This window comes from Halalkalibacter suaedae (assembly GCF_017939705.1).
GTDB lineage: Bacteria > Bacillota > Bacilli > Bacillales > Bacillaceae_D > Halalkalibacter > Halalkalibacter suaedae.
Genome location: NZ_JAGKSQ010000002.1, coordinates 299886 through 316347 on the forward strand (window position 1 = coordinate 299886; position 16462 = coordinate 316347).

General features: G+C 37.7%; 19 protein-coding genes. 18 read left to right on the forward strand and 1 reads right to left on the reverse strand.

The window, feature by feature from the left end; all coding sequences use genetic code 11:
* Nucleotides 1-6 precede the first annotated feature (6 nt).
* The 11 genes from aroA to J7W16_RS05645 all read left to right on the forward strand — a co-directional run bounded on the left by aroA (nt 7) and on the right by J7W16_RS05645 (nt 9657).
* Nucleotides 7-1296: a 3-phosphoshikimate 1-carboxyvinyltransferase gene (gene aroA / locus J7W16_RS05595; RefSeq protein ID WP_210596291.1), complete on the forward strand. Its 1290-nt coding sequence runs from the start codon at nt 7-9 to the stop codon at nt 1294-1296.
* 405 nt (nt 1297-1701) lie between these two features.
* Nucleotides 1702-2511, forward strand: a complete 810-nt coding sequence (locus tag J7W16_RS05600; RefSeq protein ID WP_210596292.1) for a hypothetical protein — start codon at nt 1702-1704, stop codon at nt 2509-2511.
* A gap of 103 nt (nt 2512-2614) precedes the next feature.
* Nucleotides 2615-3916, forward strand: coding sequence for a tetratricopeptide repeat protein (locus J7W16_RS05605; RefSeq protein WP_346726905.1), 1302 nt, complete (start codon nt 2615-2617; stop codon nt 3914-3916).
* A 62-nt stretch (nt 3917-3978) separates the two neighbouring features.
* Nucleotides 3979-4527, forward strand: a complete 549-nt coding sequence (locus tag J7W16_RS05610; protein ID WP_210596293.1) for a ReoY family proteolytic degradation factor — start codon at nt 3979-3981, stop codon at nt 4525-4527.
* A 91-nt stretch (nt 4528-4618) separates the two neighbouring features.
* Nucleotides 4619-5080 carry a YpiF family protein gene (locus J7W16_RS05615; RefSeq protein ID WP_210596294.1) on the forward strand — a complete coding sequence of 154 codons (462 nt, stop codon included), beginning with the start codon at nt 4619-4621 and terminating at the stop codon, nt 5078-5080.
* A 159-nt stretch (nt 5081-5239) separates the two neighbouring features.
* Nucleotides 5240-5740, forward strand: a complete 501-nt coding sequence (locus tag J7W16_RS05620; RefSeq protein WP_210596295.1) for a Rieske (2Fe-2S) protein — start codon at nt 5240-5242, stop codon at nt 5738-5740.
* A 15-nt stretch (nt 5741-5755) separates the two neighbouring features.
* The gene (gene qcrB / locus J7W16_RS05625; protein WP_210596296.1) at nt 5756-6427 is read left to right on the forward strand and encodes a menaquinol-cytochrome c reductase cytochrome b subunit; all 672 of its coding nucleotides are present in this window, start codon (nt 5756-5758) and stop codon (nt 6425-6427) included.
* A gap of 40 nt (nt 6428-6467) precedes the next feature.
* The gene (locus tag J7W16_RS05630) at nt 6468-7256 is read left to right on the forward strand and encodes a menaquinol-cytochrome c reductase cytochrome b/c subunit (RefSeq protein ID WP_210596297.1); all 789 of its coding nucleotides are present in this window, start codon (nt 6468-6470) and stop codon (nt 7254-7256) included.
* Between the two features lie 73 nt (nt 7257-7329).
* The gene (gene lhaT / locus J7W16_RS05635; protein ID WP_210596298.1) at nt 7330-7929 is read left to right on the forward strand and encodes a lipoprotein heptaprenylglyceryl N-acetyltransferase LhaT; all 600 of its coding nucleotides are present in this window, start codon (nt 7330-7332) and stop codon (nt 7927-7929) included.
* A gap of 128 nt (nt 7930-8057) precedes the next feature.
* Nucleotides 8058-8843, forward strand: a complete 786-nt coding sequence (gene ypjB / locus J7W16_RS05640) for a sporulation protein YpjB (protein WP_210596299.1) — start codon at nt 8058-8060, stop codon at nt 8841-8843.
* 130 nt (nt 8844-8973) lie between these two features.
* A complete protein-coding gene (locus J7W16_RS05645) occupies nt 8974-9657 on the forward strand; it encodes a zinc metallopeptidase (RefSeq protein ID WP_210596300.1) in 684 nt (227 codons plus the stop codon).
* Nucleotides 9658-9730: 73 nt separating this feature from the next.
* Here the strand turns inward: J7W16_RS05645 and J7W16_RS05650 are convergent, their stop codons facing one another.
* Complete coding sequence (locus J7W16_RS05650) at nt 9731-10600, reverse strand: YitT family protein (protein WP_210596649.1); 870 nt, start codon at nt 10598-10600, stop codon at nt 9731-9733.
* A gap of 138 nt (nt 10601-10738) precedes the next feature.
* On the opposite strand from J7W16_RS05650, the gene J7W16_RS05655 reads away from it, so the two are divergent.
* The 7 genes from J7W16_RS05655 to J7W16_RS05685 are packed head-to-tail and all read left to right on the forward strand — an operon-like array spanning nt 10739 to nt 16278.
* The gene (locus J7W16_RS05655) at nt 10739-11083 is read left to right on the forward strand and encodes a nucleotide pyrophosphohydrolase (RefSeq protein ID WP_210596301.1); all 345 of its coding nucleotides are present in this window, start codon (nt 10739-10741) and stop codon (nt 11081-11083) included.
* The gene (dapB, locus tag J7W16_RS05660; RefSeq protein WP_210596302.1) at nt 11076-11879 is read left to right on the forward strand and encodes a 4-hydroxy-tetrahydrodipicolinate reductase; all 804 of its coding nucleotides are present in this window, start codon (nt 11076-11078) and stop codon (nt 11877-11879) included. Before J7W16_RS05655 ends, dapB begins: the two co-directional genes overlap by 8 nt.
* A gap of 17 nt (nt 11880-11896) precedes the next feature.
* Nucleotides 11897-12307, forward strand: a complete 411-nt coding sequence (locus J7W16_RS05665) for a methylglyoxal synthase (RefSeq protein WP_210596303.1) — start codon at nt 11897-11899, stop codon at nt 12305-12307.
* Nucleotides 12300-13019 (forward strand): bacillithiol biosynthesis deacetylase BshB1, encoded by a 720-nt coding sequence (gene bshB1 / locus J7W16_RS05670; RefSeq protein ID WP_210596304.1) that lies wholly within the window; start codon nt 12300-12302, stop codon nt 13017-13019. The genes J7W16_RS05665 and bshB1 overlap by 8 nt, the downstream gene beginning before the upstream one ends.
* The gene (gene bshA / locus J7W16_RS05675) at nt 13016-14143 is read left to right on the forward strand and encodes an N-acetyl-alpha-D-glucosaminyl L-malate synthase BshA (RefSeq protein WP_210596305.1); all 1128 of its coding nucleotides are present in this window, start codon (nt 13016-13018) and stop codon (nt 14141-14143) included. Before bshB1 ends, bshA begins: the two co-directional genes overlap by 4 nt.
* Before the next feature lie 36 nt (nt 14144-14179).
* Nucleotides 14180-15301, forward strand: coding sequence for a CCA tRNA nucleotidyltransferase (locus J7W16_RS05680; RefSeq protein WP_246879897.1), 1122 nt, complete (start codon nt 14180-14182; stop codon nt 15299-15301).
* On the forward strand, nt 15301-16278 hold the full coding sequence (locus J7W16_RS05685) for a biotin--[acetyl-CoA-carboxylase] ligase (protein ID WP_210596307.1): 978 nt from the start codon (nt 15301-15303) through the stop codon (nt 16276-16278). The genes J7W16_RS05680 and J7W16_RS05685 overlap by 1 nt, the downstream gene beginning before the upstream one ends.
* The last annotated feature ends 184 nt before the right edge of the window (nt 16279-16462 follow it).

Here is a 16462-nt window from a genome sequence, read left to right on the forward strand (position 1 = left end):
TATAAGTTGAAACAAGCTGTTGTTCAACCACTTGAAGTGGGATTAAAAGGAAAAATACGTGTACCAGGAGACAAATCGATTTCTCATAGAGCAGTGATGTTTGGGGCGATCGCAGATGGAACAACAACTGTAGAAGGGTTTTTACCTGGTGAAGATTGTTTGAGTACAATTAGTTGTTTCAGGAAACTAGGAGTTGTGATCGAACAGGATGGTGAACGTGTAACAATTGAAGGTAAGGGATGGGATGGTCTCGTTGAACCTAGTGACATTCTTGATGTAGGTAATTCGGGAACAACAACAAGGCTTATGTTGGGAATTTTAGCAACACGTCCGTTTCACTCTGTTGTTATTGGAGATGACTCGATTGCGAAAAGGCCTATGGGTCGAGTGACCGATCCTCTTCGTGAGATGGGTTCAATCATTGATGGGCGTGATCACGGTAATTTTACTCCTCTATCTATACGTGGAGGTTCAACAAAAGGGATTTCCTTTCAGTCTAAAGTAGCGAGTGCTCAGGTGAAGTCTGCTATTCTTTTAGCGGGTTTGCAGAGTGAAGGAGTAACGTCGGTTACAGAGCCTGCCTTATCACGTGACCATACAGAAAGAATGCTTGAAGCATATGGTGTTGAAGTTAAAAGAGATGGACTAAGTGTTTCTGTTGAAGGTGGACAATCATTAAAAGCACAACATATTATTGTTCCTGGTGACATCTCATCTGCAGCTTTTTTTCTTGTTGCTGGTGCGATCGTTCCAAATAGTAAATTGACGCTACAAGGAGTAGGGATTAATCCCACTCGTTCAGGAATTATTGATGTTCTTGAAAAAATGGGTGCTTCAATTGAAATTGAAAATAAAAAAATGGTTGGAGGGGAGCCAATTGCAGACTTAACGATCTCTACCTCTAATCTAAAAGGAATTGAAATCGGTGGTGATCTAATTCCAAGATTAATTGATGAAATTCCTGTAATAGCTGTTTTGGCAACTCAAGCCGAAGGAAAGACGGTTATTTTTGATGCGGAAGAATTAAAAGTGAAAGAGACAAATCGAATTGATACAGTTGTCACTCAATTAGAAAAGCTTGGTGCTACGATTACAGCTACTGATGATGGCATGATCATCGAAGGGAAAACAACCTTAAATGGAGCTTCTGTTAGTAGTTTTGGTGATCATCGTATTGGCATGGCAATGGCGATCGCTGGCTTAATTGCAAAAGGTAAGATGGAGATTGAACGGAGTGAAGCGATAGCTGTTTCCTATCCCGACTTTTTTGAACATATTGAAGCTTTAACAAAGTAGTGAATATAAGCGGTTTGACCAGCACTTTGGTTAAACCGTTTATTTTTATATGAGATTAACAAAAAAAGAGCCTTGAATTAAACTCGAAAGCGTTTACATTCAAGGCCAAAATAATAATGTATGGATAGGAGTGGAGAGAAACCATACGCTTAATTTCATTATACTTCTATTCTATATAATGTCAACAGCTTTTTACGATTTATTTTCAGAATGTTGTTCTCTTTTATTAATCGAATTCATAGCTTGTCTTATAGAAATGAAAAGGAGGAGATCGAACTGTATCTATTAGATCGTGCTATTAAACTAGACGAAGAATGCAATTCTCTCAGATCTTACTTAATTGATAATGGACAAGTAAATTATGTGACGACAACGTTTAATAAATGGAACAAGGGAAGAGTCTGTATGGCTGGGACAAGAATGTTAAATGGTCGAATCCTTCTAGATGACTTCATTTTACAAACAGAGCAGTTTGAGGATTTCCAAGACAGGCAGAAAGAACTGATCCAAAAAGGCTGTACAACACTTGCAGTAGCTCCAAAGGTTCAATACGAATGTGAGATTGATAGTGAGTACAAAAGAACGATTCATAAACTAGCTAGTAGTACGTTAGATTTTGTTATTGGTTTAACAATCCCAGCAACGATGCTTAGATCTGAAGTCTTAAGGAAATGTCAGCTGCTTAAGATTCCCTTTTTAAGAGTAATGATTGATCATGAAAATGAGCTAGAATGTTTTCATTGGACACATCTTTCGAACACTTTACTTTCCTATCCCTTGACAATTATTCCGATTTTTAAGGCGGCTTCTAAGAAAATTGAGGAAAGTTGGAGAACATTTTGTTGCCATTATGGGATTCATACATCCGCTGAGATTATACATGAGCAGATTTGGAATAAGGCGTTACTTCAAAAAACAGGACTTTATCCACAAAAGGGTGCCCTAATTGGGGGGAGTGATGCAGATTATTTACTCTTTGCTGAAGCTAGCAAAGAAACAACTTCATCAATCGGAAAAGTTGCAACTGAAGCACACATTGTTTATCATAAAAAAGAACCCGATGTCGTTGTCTTAAAAGGTGAAATTGTTAAAGTTTATGATTCGATTTTGCTGAAACCAGGTTTTGGGAAGAAAATACAAGTAATTAGACCAGGAAGATTCTTATCTTTAATAGATATAGAAAGTAATGATCAGCAGCAAGTAAACTATGTGTAATGTAGAAGAGTCAGTATTTTCTGTTGCGTTTCGCTTAATATGAGTTAAAAACAAGAAAAACCGATGATCGGTTTTTCTTGTTTTTAAAGGGGAATCATTATAAGTGTCGAAATGGAGAATAGGACTTAATGACGGAGGAATGAATGTGATAAAAGAGATAGAAAAAGCGATTGCGGCAATTGAATTAGGAGATGTAGATAAAGGACTCGGTGACTTGAAGCAACTGCTAAAGCGTGCTGACCATCAATCGAAATATGATATTGCTCAAGTTTTCCATGAACTAGGTCATGTTGAGCAAGCGAAAGAAATTATTGATGAACTAATGATGATGTACCCAGATGAAGGAAGTTTGAATGCACTCGCAGCAGAACTGTTAATTGATATGGATCAGGAAGACGAGGCAATTGAACTTCTGCAGGATATAAAAGAGGACGATGAAGCTTTTTTGCAAGCGCAGTTGTTGTTAGCCGATTTGTACCAAATGCAATCACTTGATGAGGTTGCAGAGCAAAAGCTGTTACTAGCTTTCAAAAAGGCTCCAGACGAAATGATTATCTCATACGGACTTGGGGAATTTTATTTAGAACGAGGGGATTATGTTAAAAGCATACCTTATTTAAAAAAAGCGGTTCATTCAGGTGAAGAAATCAAAGATGTTCATCTTGAACTGAGACTAGCGGAAGCATACAGTGCAAGCGGGCAATTTGAGGATGCTCTTATCTACTATCAACGAGGACTAAAAAACCATTTAGAACCACATGCTTTGTTTGGCTATGGATTCACAGCATATCAAGTAGAGGATATGGTTTTAGCGATTGAACAGTTTGAAGCACTCAAGGCATTGGATCCAGACTTTTCAACCGTTTATCCTTATCTAGCAAAGGCTTATGAAGCAGAGGGGCGGATCGATGATGCACTTGAAACATTAAAAGCGGGTATGAGTGTTGATGAATTTAATGAATCCCTTTATATTCATGCAGCAAAGTTATCCTTTAAAAAGAATACTGCAATTGATGGTGAAGCGTTCTTACGACAAGCGATTGCGATGAACCCATCAAATGTTGAAGCTGTACATACGCTTGCTGCCTTTTTGAAGCATGAGGAGATGTTTGAAGAATTATTGGATTTAATGAAACATATGAAGGAATACGGGGAAGAAGATGTTTTATATACATGGTATGAAGCTACGGCTTTAAAAGAACAAGATCTCTATGATGAAGCATATACTCTTTATAAGGAAATAGCAGGGCAACTAATAGAAGATGTTGATTTCTTAGAAGAATACGGATACTTTTTGTTAGAATATGGTCAACGCGAACGTGCAAAACAAATATTTTCAGAACTACTTAAACTGCAACCTGAACGAGGAGATATCCAAGAATTAATTGTAGATCTTTCAAATTAGAGGAAATGAATTTGAGGTTGACGAATATCATATTTATACATCATCTTTAAGGAGGGATGAAAATGGGTAATATCATTCCGGTTGTAGAAAAGAAAGAATTCCTAAAAGGTTTTTTGCAACAATATGAATTAAAACGTCGTGAGTGTGCCTGGTTATTAAACTTTTTGATGAGTGATGATGATTTAATGAAGAAGGTGCATTTTGTTGAGCAAGCAGCACATACGCCGAAAGCATTGATCATTTCAGCGAAAGGCGTTGATGGTATTCCCTTTTCCTTTCATAAAGAACACCAGGTGACGACAGATACGGAGAAAGCTTTTCATGATATTCGTCTTAATCAAACAGAAGATATCTATATCGAACTTCACTTCACAGGTGCAAAACAATATCCTCCATATCTCGTTGTTCTTGAGGAGAACCCACACATTCCTGAGAATATTGAGCTTTCCGTTGCCTATCAGAAAGAAGCAGAGTACTTATTAAATCGCTCATTACGTTCATTTAGAAAGGCTAAGCTAATTGAATCGATTGATGCGGCTCTGGATAAGCAGGATCGAGATCAATTTAATAAACTTGTAAATGAACTTTTACTACTAGATAAAAAGGAATGACATTCAATCATTCCTTTTTTTAGTGGTTAATAATGATAATCTTGAACTTTAAAGTCGATTTACGTTACACTAAGTAAATGGAGGTGTCTCAATGAAATGGCAGGCTAGTGATATGGATACATATTTACAGGCGAAGGAATATGTTGATACAGCTTTAATACCGCTTGTCCCAATATCTTGGAACAAAAATGTCAAAGGAACCGTTTCATGGGGGGAATTTATCTCGATTATTTCTGTTGAAATCGAGAAGCAGTTTCAAGGGAGGATTGTTCATTTTCCTCCATTCACATATTTGATAAATGAGCCTATGAATCAGCGACTTGAACGGGTTAAGCTTTGGGAAGAAGAATTACAGGCTGGTGGAATTAAACACATCATTTACATAACTTCAGATGGTGATTGGCGTCAAATTGAGAACGATTTAAGTGGATTACATATATGGTTGCCTTCAATTCCATTGGAGCATCTGGAAGCAAAGAATCGACGTACAGTTATCTCAGACCAACTGACCCAAATTATTCCAATATTTACTAAAAATTGGCAAGGTAATTAAATGGACAAAATGTTCATAAATTTGCCTAATTTGTGCCGAATTGTAGATTTTGTTGCACATTGATTGCGGTTGTATTATCATGAGTATGTCCTAGTATGATATGTGCTGAAATTACACCCAATATTGGGTTCACTTTATTTGTGCAAGGGGGGAAAACGAGTGAGCGAAAAAGACCACAAAGTATCACGAAGACAGTTTCTTACGTACACGCTTACGGGTGTTGGCGGATTCATGGCAGCTGGAATGATTATGCCGATGGCGCGCTTTGCCCTAGACCCTGCTTTAAAAGCTGGTGCAGCATCTGATTTCGTATATGTCTGTGATGAAGCAGAACTAACGGAAGAACCGCAGAAATTTTCTTTTTCATTTGATCAAGTAGATGCTTGGTATGAATCAGAAGTGTCACGTGATGCGTATATTTACATTCGTAACAACGAAGTAACAGCATTGTCGGCAAAGTGTACACATTTAGGCTGTACCGTGGCGTTTGACACGCAAGAAGAATATCCGAACCAGTTTTACTGTCCATGTCACTTTGGACGGTTTGACACAAATGGAATCAACATCGAAGGAACTCCACCACAACGACCACTTGATGCTTATGAAGTCAAGGTAGAAGACGGGAAAGTTTACTTAGGATCCATTTATCAACGAACATAAGGGGGAGCGTAATCGATGCTTCAAAAAATTTACGACTACGTTGATGAGCGTCTTGATATTACGCCAATGTGGCGGGATATTGCTGACCACGAAGTACCTGAGCATGTTAACCCTGCTCACCACTTCTCTGCGTTCGTTTACTGTTTTGGTGGTCTCACCTTTTTCATTACAGTAATCCAAATCTTATCTGGTATGTTTTTAACGATGTACTACGCACCAGATATTATCAACGCTTATCGATCGGTAGAATTCTTACAAAATGAAGTAGCTTTCGGTGTCATCGTACGTGGGATGCATCACTGGGGCGCAAGTTTGGTTATTGTTATGATGTTTTTACACACTCTACGTGTCTTCTTTACAGGTTCTTATAAGAAGCCTCGTGAATTAAACTGGGTTGTGGGTGTCCTTATTTTCTTTGTTATGCTTGCTTTAGGTGTAACTGGTTATTTATTACCTTGGGATATGAAAGCGTACTTTGCAACTGCAGTAGTATTGCAAATCGCTGAGAGTGTTCCGTTAATTGGAGGATTTGCGAAGGCGTTGCTTGCAGGTGGGGACATCATTGGTGCGACAACCTTAACGCGTTTCTTTGCGATTCATGTCTTCTTCTTACCAGGTGCTCTACTTGGACTATTAGCGGCCCATTTCTATATGATCCGTAAACAAGGTATTTCAGGACCATTGTAAAAACTAAAGTAATCCGAACATTGTAAAGGAGGGAAACGAGATGGAACGAGGTAAAGGAATGCAGTTTGTCGGTGACTCTCGTGTCAAGGCAAATAATCGTAAACCTAATATACCTAAAGATTATTCTGAATATCCAGGTAAAACGGAAGCGTTCTGGCCAAACTTTCTATTAAAAGAATGGTTAGTTGGTGCTGTATTCTTAATGGGTTTTCTCTGTTTAACAGTAGCACACCCGGCACCACTTGAGCGTATGGCTGATCCAAACGATGCTGGCTATATCCCATTACCGGACTGGTACTTTTTATTCTTGTATCAATTACTTAAATATCAATTTGCTTCTGGTGACTATAATGTCATTGGAGTAATTGTAATGCCTGGTTTAGCATTTGGTGGGTTACTACTTGCACCATGGTTAGATACAGGGAAAGAGCGTAAGCCTTCAAAACGTCCAATTGCTACATCAATTATGTTGTTATCTTTCATTTCTGTTGCATACTTAACGTGGGAATCGGTTGACCAGCATGACTGGGAAGCTGCTGCCCAACAAGGTGCAATTGTAGAGGAAGTCGAAATTAACACCGAAGCACAAGGCTATGAGATTTATTCAGTTCAATCAACATGTATTGGCTGTCATGGTGATCAAATGGCCGGTGTTCCAGGAGTGGGACCATCTCTTTTAGAAACTGAAAGAAGTGCAGAAGAAATTGTTGATGTTATTACTAATGGTATTGAAGGAACAGCGATGCCTGCAGGAGCATTCCAAGGTACAGAGGAAGAGCTACAAATTCTTGCCGAGTACATTGCAGCACATGGCCAACCTGAAGAATAAGACAGAAGCTGACTTTTATAGTCAGCTTTTTTTATCAAAATAAGGTTAATTATACATAAAGGTAGGTACCGCTATGACCCGATATTTACTCTCTTTATTTGGGCATAAATTTGTTATTGTTTTGTTGTTGCTAATTAATATCCCAGGTACCATTTACGGGTATATGTGGTATGGAAGTCAGTTAGAACAAACTCCATTTATGTTTCTTCCTTTTGTCCCAGACAGTCCTACAGCTAGTTTATTCTTTGTCATTGTTTTAATCGCTTTGTTATTGAATAAACGATGGCCATTGTTCGAAGCATTAGCTGCTGTTACTTTAATTAAGTACGGACTCTGGGCAGTTGTAATGAACCTAGCAGCTGGCCTTACGGGGAGTCATTTGAATTGGCAACATTATATGCTGATATTTTCACATGCTGGAATGGCCCTTCAGGCAGTCATATACGCACCTTACTATCGAATTAAACCTTGGCATTTACTTGTAGTTGCACTTTGGACTATTCATAATGATATCATCGACTATGTCTTTATGATGCATCCATGGTTATCAAGTGGCTTACTGCCATATATTGAGCATGTTGGTTATTTTACGTTTTGGCTAAGTATTTTCTCGATTGGAACAGTGTATTTGATATCTGTTAGAAAAAACACATTGAAATTAGAGGTTAATTAAATTAGGTAGTTATTTTACACTATAGGTTAGAGTACGAGCTGATTATCAGCTTGTAATCTAACCTTTTTTTCTTGGTCTACTCTTGTCCATTTCTTCATAGGATGAGAGTAGAAGAAGGAGGGACAAACATGCGTAAAATAATTCTAGCCCTATTTTTAATCCTACTCATATTTCCACTTAATGTTCAAGCAGATGGCTCTCCATCGCTACATACATGGAAAGAATTGAACCAAACATCAGATCAAATTCTTCAGTTAGTAAAACAAGAGAAATTTACTGAGGCGAAGCAGTTGATGGGTTATTTTTCTGTTTCATTTCTGGAAATGGATTTCCGTGATGAGGGAATTACTATGAGTGCGCTTCGTGCGGTAACATTGGCTTTTGAAAAAGCAGAAGAATCGGTAACCGCTACTGAGATGCCTCTCGAACAACGAATTAGTCAAGTGACTGCATTTCGTTTGGCTGTAGATGCATTATCAAGTGAATATCACCCACTTTGGCTTCATTCAGAAGAATCAATTATGAATGCTCTAAATTTGATGGAGGAATCGGTCAAACAAAAAGATAGTCAAGCATATCAAATTCGAATGAATCAATTTTTGGAACAATATGAGAAGATCAGACCAGCGTTATATATTGATACTGAACCACAGCAATTGCAAAGAATTGATTCTCAAATTACTTACTTAGATCATAATCGTGCAAAAAGTCTAAATGAAGAAAATCTTATTCAGCATATTGACGTTATGAAAGATGAGTGGACAAATCTTTACAAACGAGTAAAAGAAGATAGTGCCGATCCATCGTTATGGTGGGTAATGTTTACAATTGGTGGAATGATAACGACATCGCTTTCGTATGTAGGGTGGCGAAAATATCGTGCTGAAAAGAAGAAAGTCCATGTTAAGCAATAAGTGACAAATGTATGAAGTTAAAATGAAGGAAGTTAACATAAACAACGATAACTTGTTTGACTTTATTTGATGTTCTTATTAATATATAGTTATAACAAGATTCATATTCATCAATGAGGTGATTCGCAAAATGTCAGCTGGGTTTATTGTTTATTTTATTCTTCTTCTGATTATTCCAATTTGGGCACAGATGAGAGTGAAAGGTACCTACAAAAAATATTCTAAGGTTCAAACATCATCAGGGATGACCGGTGCACAAGTTGCTCGCAAAATCTTGAACGATAATGGTTTGTACGATGTAAATGTTGAAGAAGTACGTGGAACATTAACGGATCATTACGATCCACGTTCAAAAGTTGTACGACTTTCTACGAATAATTTTCATGGAACATCTGTAGCTGGTGCTGCTGTTGCAGCTCATGAAGTTGGTCATGCGATTCAAGATCAAGAGGAATATGCTTTTCTTCGTTTTCGTAGTGCATTAGTTCCTGTGGCAAGCTTTGGTTCTAACGCATCCTTCTTTTTGATTATTGCTGGGATGCTAATGTATAGTTCAAATTTGATTTTACTAGGGATTTTTGCAATGGCTGCTGCTGTATTATTCCAACTCGTTACACTACCTGTTGAATTCAATGCGAGTAGTCGTGCGATGGAAAAGATTGTTTCGTCTGGAGTAATCCGTAATGATGAAGAGCGTGAGACGAAAAAGGTGCTTAACGCTGCAGCATTAACATATGTAGCAGGGGCCCTTGTAGCATTATTAGAACTCGTTCGTTTCATTTTAATTTATGTCGGTATGAATAACGAAGATTAATTTTAACAAATACATTAGAAAGTCCAGTTAAGAGCTTATCCTCTTTACTGGACTTTTTTTAACATATATCTGTTCACAAAATTGGCTTTTTGTTCTCATCTAATGTAAAGCCTTCTCCAATAACGTCCTGTACATCATTTACAGTTACAAACGCATGTGGATCTATTTGTTCAACTAGCGATTTCAATCTAATTAATTCATTCCTACCAACAACACAATATAGGACCTCTTTTTCATTTCCAGTAAATGTTCCTTTTCCTTGTAGAACAGTTGCGCCACGGTCCATCTCTTTTAAAATTTTGTCAGCAATTTCTTGAACATGATCTGATATAATAAATGAGGCTTTCGCTGAATACGCACCCTGTTGGATAAAGTCAATTACCTTTGCTGCGATAAAGACTGCGACTAATGTATACATGGCTTCTCGGTAATTCAAGTAGAGTAAGGATGTAGCTATAACAAGGGCATCAAACATAAACATTGTTTTCCCCATACTCCAGCCAAGATATTTAAATCCAAGCTTAGCTATTATATCAACACCACCAGTAGTCCCACCATATCTAAAGACAATCCCTAGTCCGACACCGATGAAGACACCAGCAAACAATGCGGCAAGCGTCATATCATCATGAAGAGGGATCTTTACCATCGTGTAACGCTGAAAGACTTCTAGAAAGATCGAAACACCTATAGTGCCAATAATGGTGTAGATGAAAGTAGTTCTACCTAGTATTTTCCAACCCAGAAAAAACAAAGGAATATTTAGAACGAGATTACTAATTGCTGGGTTAAATCCGAAAATAAAAAATAAAATGAGCGTGATTCCCGTAAAGCCACCATCTGCTAAATTATTTTCCATGTTAAAATAAACAAGCCCAAATGATAAAATAGCAGAACCAAGTAAAATAAAAAAGATATTTTTAATTCGAACATGTTGAAGAATAACGATCTCCTCCTAAATTTAGCTTGACTACAACTAGCATTGATCATTATATAGAAAGTAATGGAAACCATCAAATCGAGATTTACTATTTGTCAAATAAACAACAATTCGCTAACATGTAGAAAGGAAGGTGAGAACATGGATAAATCAATGGTTCAAATGCAAGAGGAAGTTGATAAGTATATAGGTCAATTCAAGGAAGGTTATTTCAGTCCACTTGCGATGCTCGCACGGATGAGCGAGGAGGTTGGTGAACTCGCTCGCGAAGTCAATCACTTCTACGGTGAAAAACCAAAGAAGGATACGGAAGCAACTAAGACGATGGAACAAGAAATGGGCGATATACTGTTTGTGTTAATTTGTTTCGCTAATTCCTTACATATTGATTTAGAAGAGGCTTTTGACCTCGTAATGACGAAATTTAATACTCGAGATAAAAATCGTTGGACAAGATTAGAAGAAGAGGGTGCGTTAAATGACTAAAAGGATTAAAATTGTGGTAGCAGGGCCAAGAGGGAATATGGGACGTGAGGCTGTTCAACTCGTTGCCAAGACCGATACATTTGATCTAGTCGCTGTTGTTGATTCTAGAAATGACGGTAAGCTACTAGAAGACGTTGAGGGTTTTTCAGGACTTTCAGTTCCCGTTTATACAGATATGCAAAATTGTTTTGAACAACATCAAGCAGATGTATTAATTGATTTAACTTCTCCTGCATTCGGTCGTAAGCATATGGAGATTGCCTTTGCTAATGGTGTGAGACCGGTTGTCGGGACAACAGGTTTTTCAGATGAAGATATTTCTGAGTTAAGAAAGATGGCTGAAGAAAAGGGGCTTGGTGCAATTATTGCTCCGAACTTTGCTATTGGAGCTATTTTAATGATGAAGTTTTCACAGCTTGCTGCTAAATTTTTGCCTGATGTAGAGATTATTGAAAGACATCATGACCGAAAGCTTGATGCCCCTTCTGGGACAGCATTGAAAACGGCTCAGTTAATTGCCGAAGTCCGCGAAGCGAAAAAACAAGGAAATGAGCTTGAAAAAGAAGAACTTGCAGGTGCACGTGGAGCAGATTTTGAAGGAATGCGGATTCACAGTGTCCGTTTACCTGGTTTGGTGGCACATCAGGAAGTTATTTTTGGTGGGGAAGGTCAAACACTAACGATTCGACACGATTCAATGAATCGAGCATCATTTATGCCAGGTGTGAAGCTTGCTGTAGAGACAGTATTAAAAATTGATACTCTAGTTTATGGTCTAGAACATATTATAGAGTAAAAAGGGGAGAAATCGGGATGAGAATCGCTTTAATTGCACACGACAAAAAGAAAAACGATATGATTACTTTTGCAATTGCTTATCAAAATATTCTGGCTGAACACGAATTAGTTGGAACTGGTACAACAGGGACAAAAGTAATGGAAGCGACAGGTCTTCATGTCACTCTGTTCAATTCAGGTCCACTTGGTGGTGATCAGCAAATTGGAGCATTAGTTGCCGAAAATAAGCTCGATCTCATTTTGTTTTTCAGAGATCCATTGACTGCACAGCCACATGAGCCTGACGTCATTGCCCTTGTAAGACTATGTGATTTACAACAAGTACCACTAGCTACGAATTTAGGAACAGCTGAAATTTTAATAAAGGGCCTAGAGCGTGGAGATTTCGCTTGGAGAGATGCAAGAAAGGACAAAGTGAATGAGTAGGCTGGATATACTAGCATTCGGTGCACATCCTGATGATGTTGAAATTGGAATGGGTGGTACCTTAGCAAAGTATAGTGAAATGGGTTATAAGGTTGGCATTTGTGACTTAACAATGGCTGAGCTTTCTTCAAATGGCACTCCTGAATTACGTCAACTAGAAGCTGCACAAGCTAGTGAGTTTCTAGGTCTAACTAAACGAATTCAGCTTGCCCTTCCAGACAGAGGATTATCTCAAATTTCAAATGAGCAGTTAGCTGAAATTGTTTCTGTTATTCGTTTATATAAGCCAACCTTTATCTTTGCCCCTTATAAGATTGACCGCCACCCTGATCATGGTGACTGTGCCAATGTGATTAAACAAGCAGTATTTAATGCGGGGATTCGTCGTTATATATGTAAGGACAATCTAGATGCATTTAAACCGAATGATCTTTTCTATTATTTTATAAATGGATATGAACGACCTGACTTTGTGATCGATATTTCAAGTTATGTGGAACAAAAAGAATCTGCTTTACTTGCTTATAAGAGTCAATTCGTTACTACAGAAAACTCTGTACAGACACCGTTAACAAATAATTATGTTACTGTCGTAAAAGCAAGAGATCATTTATTTGGGAAAGAAACAGCGGTCACTTATGCAGAGGGATTTAAAACATCAAAGCCTTTATTGGTTAGTGATTTGTTTACTGGAGGGGAAAGACAGGAATGAAGCTACGTATCGGAATTAGTTGCTATCCCACTGTAGGTGGTTCAGGTGTTCTTGCTACAGAACTCGGAAAACTTCTGGCCGAAAGAGGCCATGAGGTCCATTTCATTACCTCAAGTGTTCCATTTAGATTAGATCGTGTATATCCCAATGTTTACTACCATGAAGTTGAAGTGAATCAATACTCAGTGTTTCAATACCCACCATACGATTTAACATTAGCAAGTAAAATGGCTGAAATCGCTAAGCGACAAAAACTAGATATTATACATGTGCATTATGCGGTACCACATGCGATTTGTGCTATTTTAGCGAAACAAATGCGAAATGATGAGATTAAAATCATGACAACACTTCACGGAACGGATATTACAGTTCTCGGCTATGATCCATCCTTAAAAGAGATTATTCGATTCGCAATCGAAAAGTCAGACTGTGTTACGGCTGTCTCAGATGATCTTGTCTCACAAACACATGATCTTGTTCACACGCAAAAATCGATCGAGACTGTTTATAATTTTATTGATGAACGTGTGTATACTAAAAAAAATGTCGATCATTTAAAAGAACACTATGATATTAAAGAAGACGAGAAAGTTATTATACATATTTCGAATTTTAGGCAAGTTAAACGAGTACCAGATGTAGTAAAAAGCTTTGCTAAAATAGCTGATAAAATGAAGGCGAAGTTACTTCTTATTGGTGATGGTCCTGAATTGGTTGTTGTTAGAAAGCTAATTAAGGAATTAAACATTGAGGAGAATGTATTGTTACTTGGTAATCAAAAACATATTTCTGAACTTCTATCAATGAGTGATCTAATGCTATTGCTTAGTGAGAAAGAAAGCTTTGGTCTCGTTGCACTTGAAGCAATGGCCTGTGGTGTACCTGTTATAGGTACAGTGGCCGGTGGAATTCCTGAAGTCATTGTCGATGATGAAACTGGCTTCCTATGTCCAGTTGGCGACATAGATTGTGTAGCAGAAAAAGCATTAGAATTATTGCAAGATGAAACTAAATATCTCTCCTTTTCTACTAAAGGAATAGAGCGCGTACAAAAAGTATTTGCATCTGAATTGATTGTTAGTCAATATGAGAATTTATATATTCAAATGCTTAGAAATTGATAGATAGTTGAAAAGAGGAATTCAATTGTGAAGCAAATGGAGGAAGCAAACGAAATCCTGTCTACCTTAAATAAAGAAGGTTTTCATGCATATATTGTTGGGGGGGCAGTCAGAGATTTCTTGTTAAACCGCAGAAGTGCTGACATTGATATCGTCACATCGGCTCAACCCGATGAGATTCGCTCCCTATTTCCGAAAACAATTCAGATGAATACTGAACATCAAACAGTTATTGTCCGTCTAAATAGTCAGCTATATGAGGTAACGACATTTCGTGGAGATTCGCTCCAACAAGATCTGTTTGAAAGAGACCTTACCATTAATAGTATGGCAATGGATGTTGAAGGTAACCTCATTGATCCAGCAAACGGTGAAAAGGATTTACAAGGTAGATATCTAAGATCAGTTGATCCAGTAAAGACAATGACAGATGACCCGTTACGAATGCTTAGAGTGGCAAGATTTGTTAGTGAACTTGGTTTTGCTGTTGATGAAGATTTAATGAAAGTAATTTATTCTAACCATTCAATACTACATAGTGTTGCAGTGGAGCGTGTAGCAAAAGAATGGTTAAAGCTGTTTAAAGGAATCCATCGTCAGAGTGCTTTTAAATTATTGATTAATTCTTCTATGTACGAATCGATTCCTGGTTTAACTTTAGATAAAGATGTCCTTAATAAATTGTCTCGTCTTGACATCGATCAAGATGAGACTGATGTTGTTTGTTGGACTGTTTATTGCTTAGTACTGAACGTAGACAATGCAAATATATTAAAGTGCCTAGCCTTATCTAGTCAATTAATCCGTGATGTCAACAAAAGGTTGGTAGGGTATTGGCTTAGAACGGAACAGCTCTGGACTAACTTATCCTTATACGATACAACCATTCAAGTCGCAAAAGATATCGAATATATTCGAAGTCTTTTAGGTGAAGCGGCGTACAAAGGTACAGAGCTTGAACAGATCTGGGGTTTAATTCCAATTCATTCTCGTTCTGAATTAGCCATTACCGGCCGAGACTTATTAAATGAAACAAATAAGCAATCAGGACCTTGGATTAAGGATGAGCTTCGTGCAGCTGAAGAAGCAGTCGTGACAAATAACTGTGAGAATGAGAAAGAATGCTTACTTGAATGGTTAGAGAGGAGGAGAAAGTAATGAAAGAGCAGTTATTAAAAATATTTAATGAGCATGAGGGGCAATACGTATCTGGCGAAAAAATAAGTGAGGCTTTAGGTTGTTCGCGAACAGCTATTTGGAAGCATATTGATGCACTGAGGAAAAGTGGTTATGAATTACAATCAGCTCCCCGTAAGGGCTATCGTCTTATAAAAAAAGGGGATAGTATTCAACCGCATGATATTAAATCAAGTCTTACCACGAAAAGACTTGGACAAGAGCAAACGTACTTTGAGTCAACTGAATCAACTCAAATCATTGCTCACAAGTTAGCCCAAGAGGGAGTAAACGAAGGACATCTTGTTGTTGCAAATGAGCAAACATCGGGGAAGGGACGCCTTGCAAGAAAATGGTATTCCCGTGCCGGTGCAAGTATTTCTATGAGTGTTATTCTCAGACCAAAGCTTTCCCCGCAGGAAACGCCACAATTGACATTACTTACTGCAGTTGCTGTCGTTCGTGCGATAAAAAAACAAACTGGATTATCAGCCGATATTAAATGGCCCAATGATGTTCTACTAAATGGAAAAAAGGTCGTTGGAATTCTAACTGAAATGCAAGCAGATCCTGACTTTGTTCATTCTGTTATTATAGGAATTGGCATTAATGTCAATCATCATGCAACTGATTTAGATTCTGAGATTTTAGGGATCGCAACATCCTTAGCCATTGAAAAAGGCAGTGATGTTGACCGTGCAGCACTTATTAGTGTTATTCTTTTAGAATTAGAAACATTATATGAATTATATCTCACCGATGGATTTTCAACGATTCGAACACTTTGGGAGACTCACTCTAATAGTATTGGCACCTATTTAACAGCCAAAACTGCAAAGAGTAGCATATATGGTTTTGCAAAAGGAATCTCAGATGAAGGTTGTCTGTTGCTTGAGGATCAACTAGGAGAGGTTCACCAAATTTATTCCGCTGATATAGAACTAATGTCGAACTCTTGATATAATGGATAAGTGGGCGGTATCTTATAAGAACTGCACCAGAAATAGAAAGCTAAATTTAATGATAATGATCTGCCTTGATCGAAAAGACTAGGACAGAGGAGTTCAAACCATCTGTTTTTATGCCAATAAAAATAGTTTCTTTAAGATGTTTAATCCTCTTTCGCTTTGGAAGTGGATTTTT

What these genes read in the sequence shown, in the direction of transcription:
- J7W16_RS05600 (WP_210596292.1), top strand. Translation starts at nt 1,702, where the DNA reads ATGGCTGGGACAAGAATGTTAAATGGTCGAATCCTTCTAGATGACTTC.
- J7W16_RS05610 (WP_210596293.1), top strand. Translation starts at nt 3,979, where the DNA reads ATGGGTAATATCATTCCGGTTGTAGAAAAGAAAGAATTCCTAAAAGGT.
- J7W16_RS05615 (WP_210596294.1), top strand. Translation starts at nt 4,619, where the DNA reads ATGAAATGGCAGGCTAGTGATATGGATACATATTTACAGGCGAAGGAA.
- qcrB (WP_210596296.1), top strand. Translation starts at nt 5,756, where the DNA reads ATGCTTCAAAAAATTTACGACTACGTTGATGAGCGTCTTGATATTACG.
- J7W16_RS05630 (WP_210596297.1), top strand. Translation starts at nt 6,468, where the DNA reads ATGGAACGAGGTAAAGGAATGCAGTTTGTCGGTGACTCTCGTGTCAAG.
- lhaT (WP_210596298.1), top strand. Translation starts at nt 7,330, where the DNA reads ATGACCCGATATTTACTCTCTTTATTTGGGCATAAATTTGTTATTGTT.
- ypjB (WP_210596299.1), top strand. Translation starts at nt 8,058, where the DNA reads ATGCGTAAAATAATTCTAGCCCTATTTTTAATCCTACTCATATTTCCA.
- J7W16_RS05645 (WP_210596300.1), top strand. Translation starts at nt 8,974, where the DNA reads ATGTCAGCTGGGTTTATTGTTTATTTTATTCTTCTTCTGATTATTCCA.
- J7W16_RS05655 (WP_210596301.1), top strand. Translation starts at nt 10,739, where the DNA reads ATGGATAAATCAATGGTTCAAATGCAAGAGGAAGTTGATAAGTATATA.
- dapB (WP_210596302.1), top strand. Translation starts at nt 11,076, where the DNA reads ATGACTAAAAGGATTAAAATTGTGGTAGCAGGGCCAAGAGGGAATATG.
- J7W16_RS05665 (WP_210596303.1), top strand. Translation starts at nt 11,897, where the DNA reads ATGAGAATCGCTTTAATTGCACACGACAAAAAGAAAAACGATATGATT.
- bshB1 (WP_210596304.1), top strand. Translation starts at nt 12,300, where the DNA reads ATGAGTAGGCTGGATATACTAGCATTCGGTGCACATCCTGATGATGTT.
- bshA (WP_210596305.1), top strand. Translation starts at nt 13,016, where the DNA reads ATGAAGCTACGTATCGGAATTAGTTGCTATCCCACTGTAGGTGGTTCA.
- J7W16_RS05680 (WP_246879897.1), top strand. Translation starts at nt 14,180, where the DNA reads ATGGAGGAAGCAAACGAAATCCTGTCTACCTTAAATAAAGAAGGTTTT.
- J7W16_RS05685 (WP_210596307.1), top strand. Translation starts at nt 15,301, where the DNA reads ATGAAAGAGCAGTTATTAAAAATATTTAATGAGCATGAGGGGCAATAC.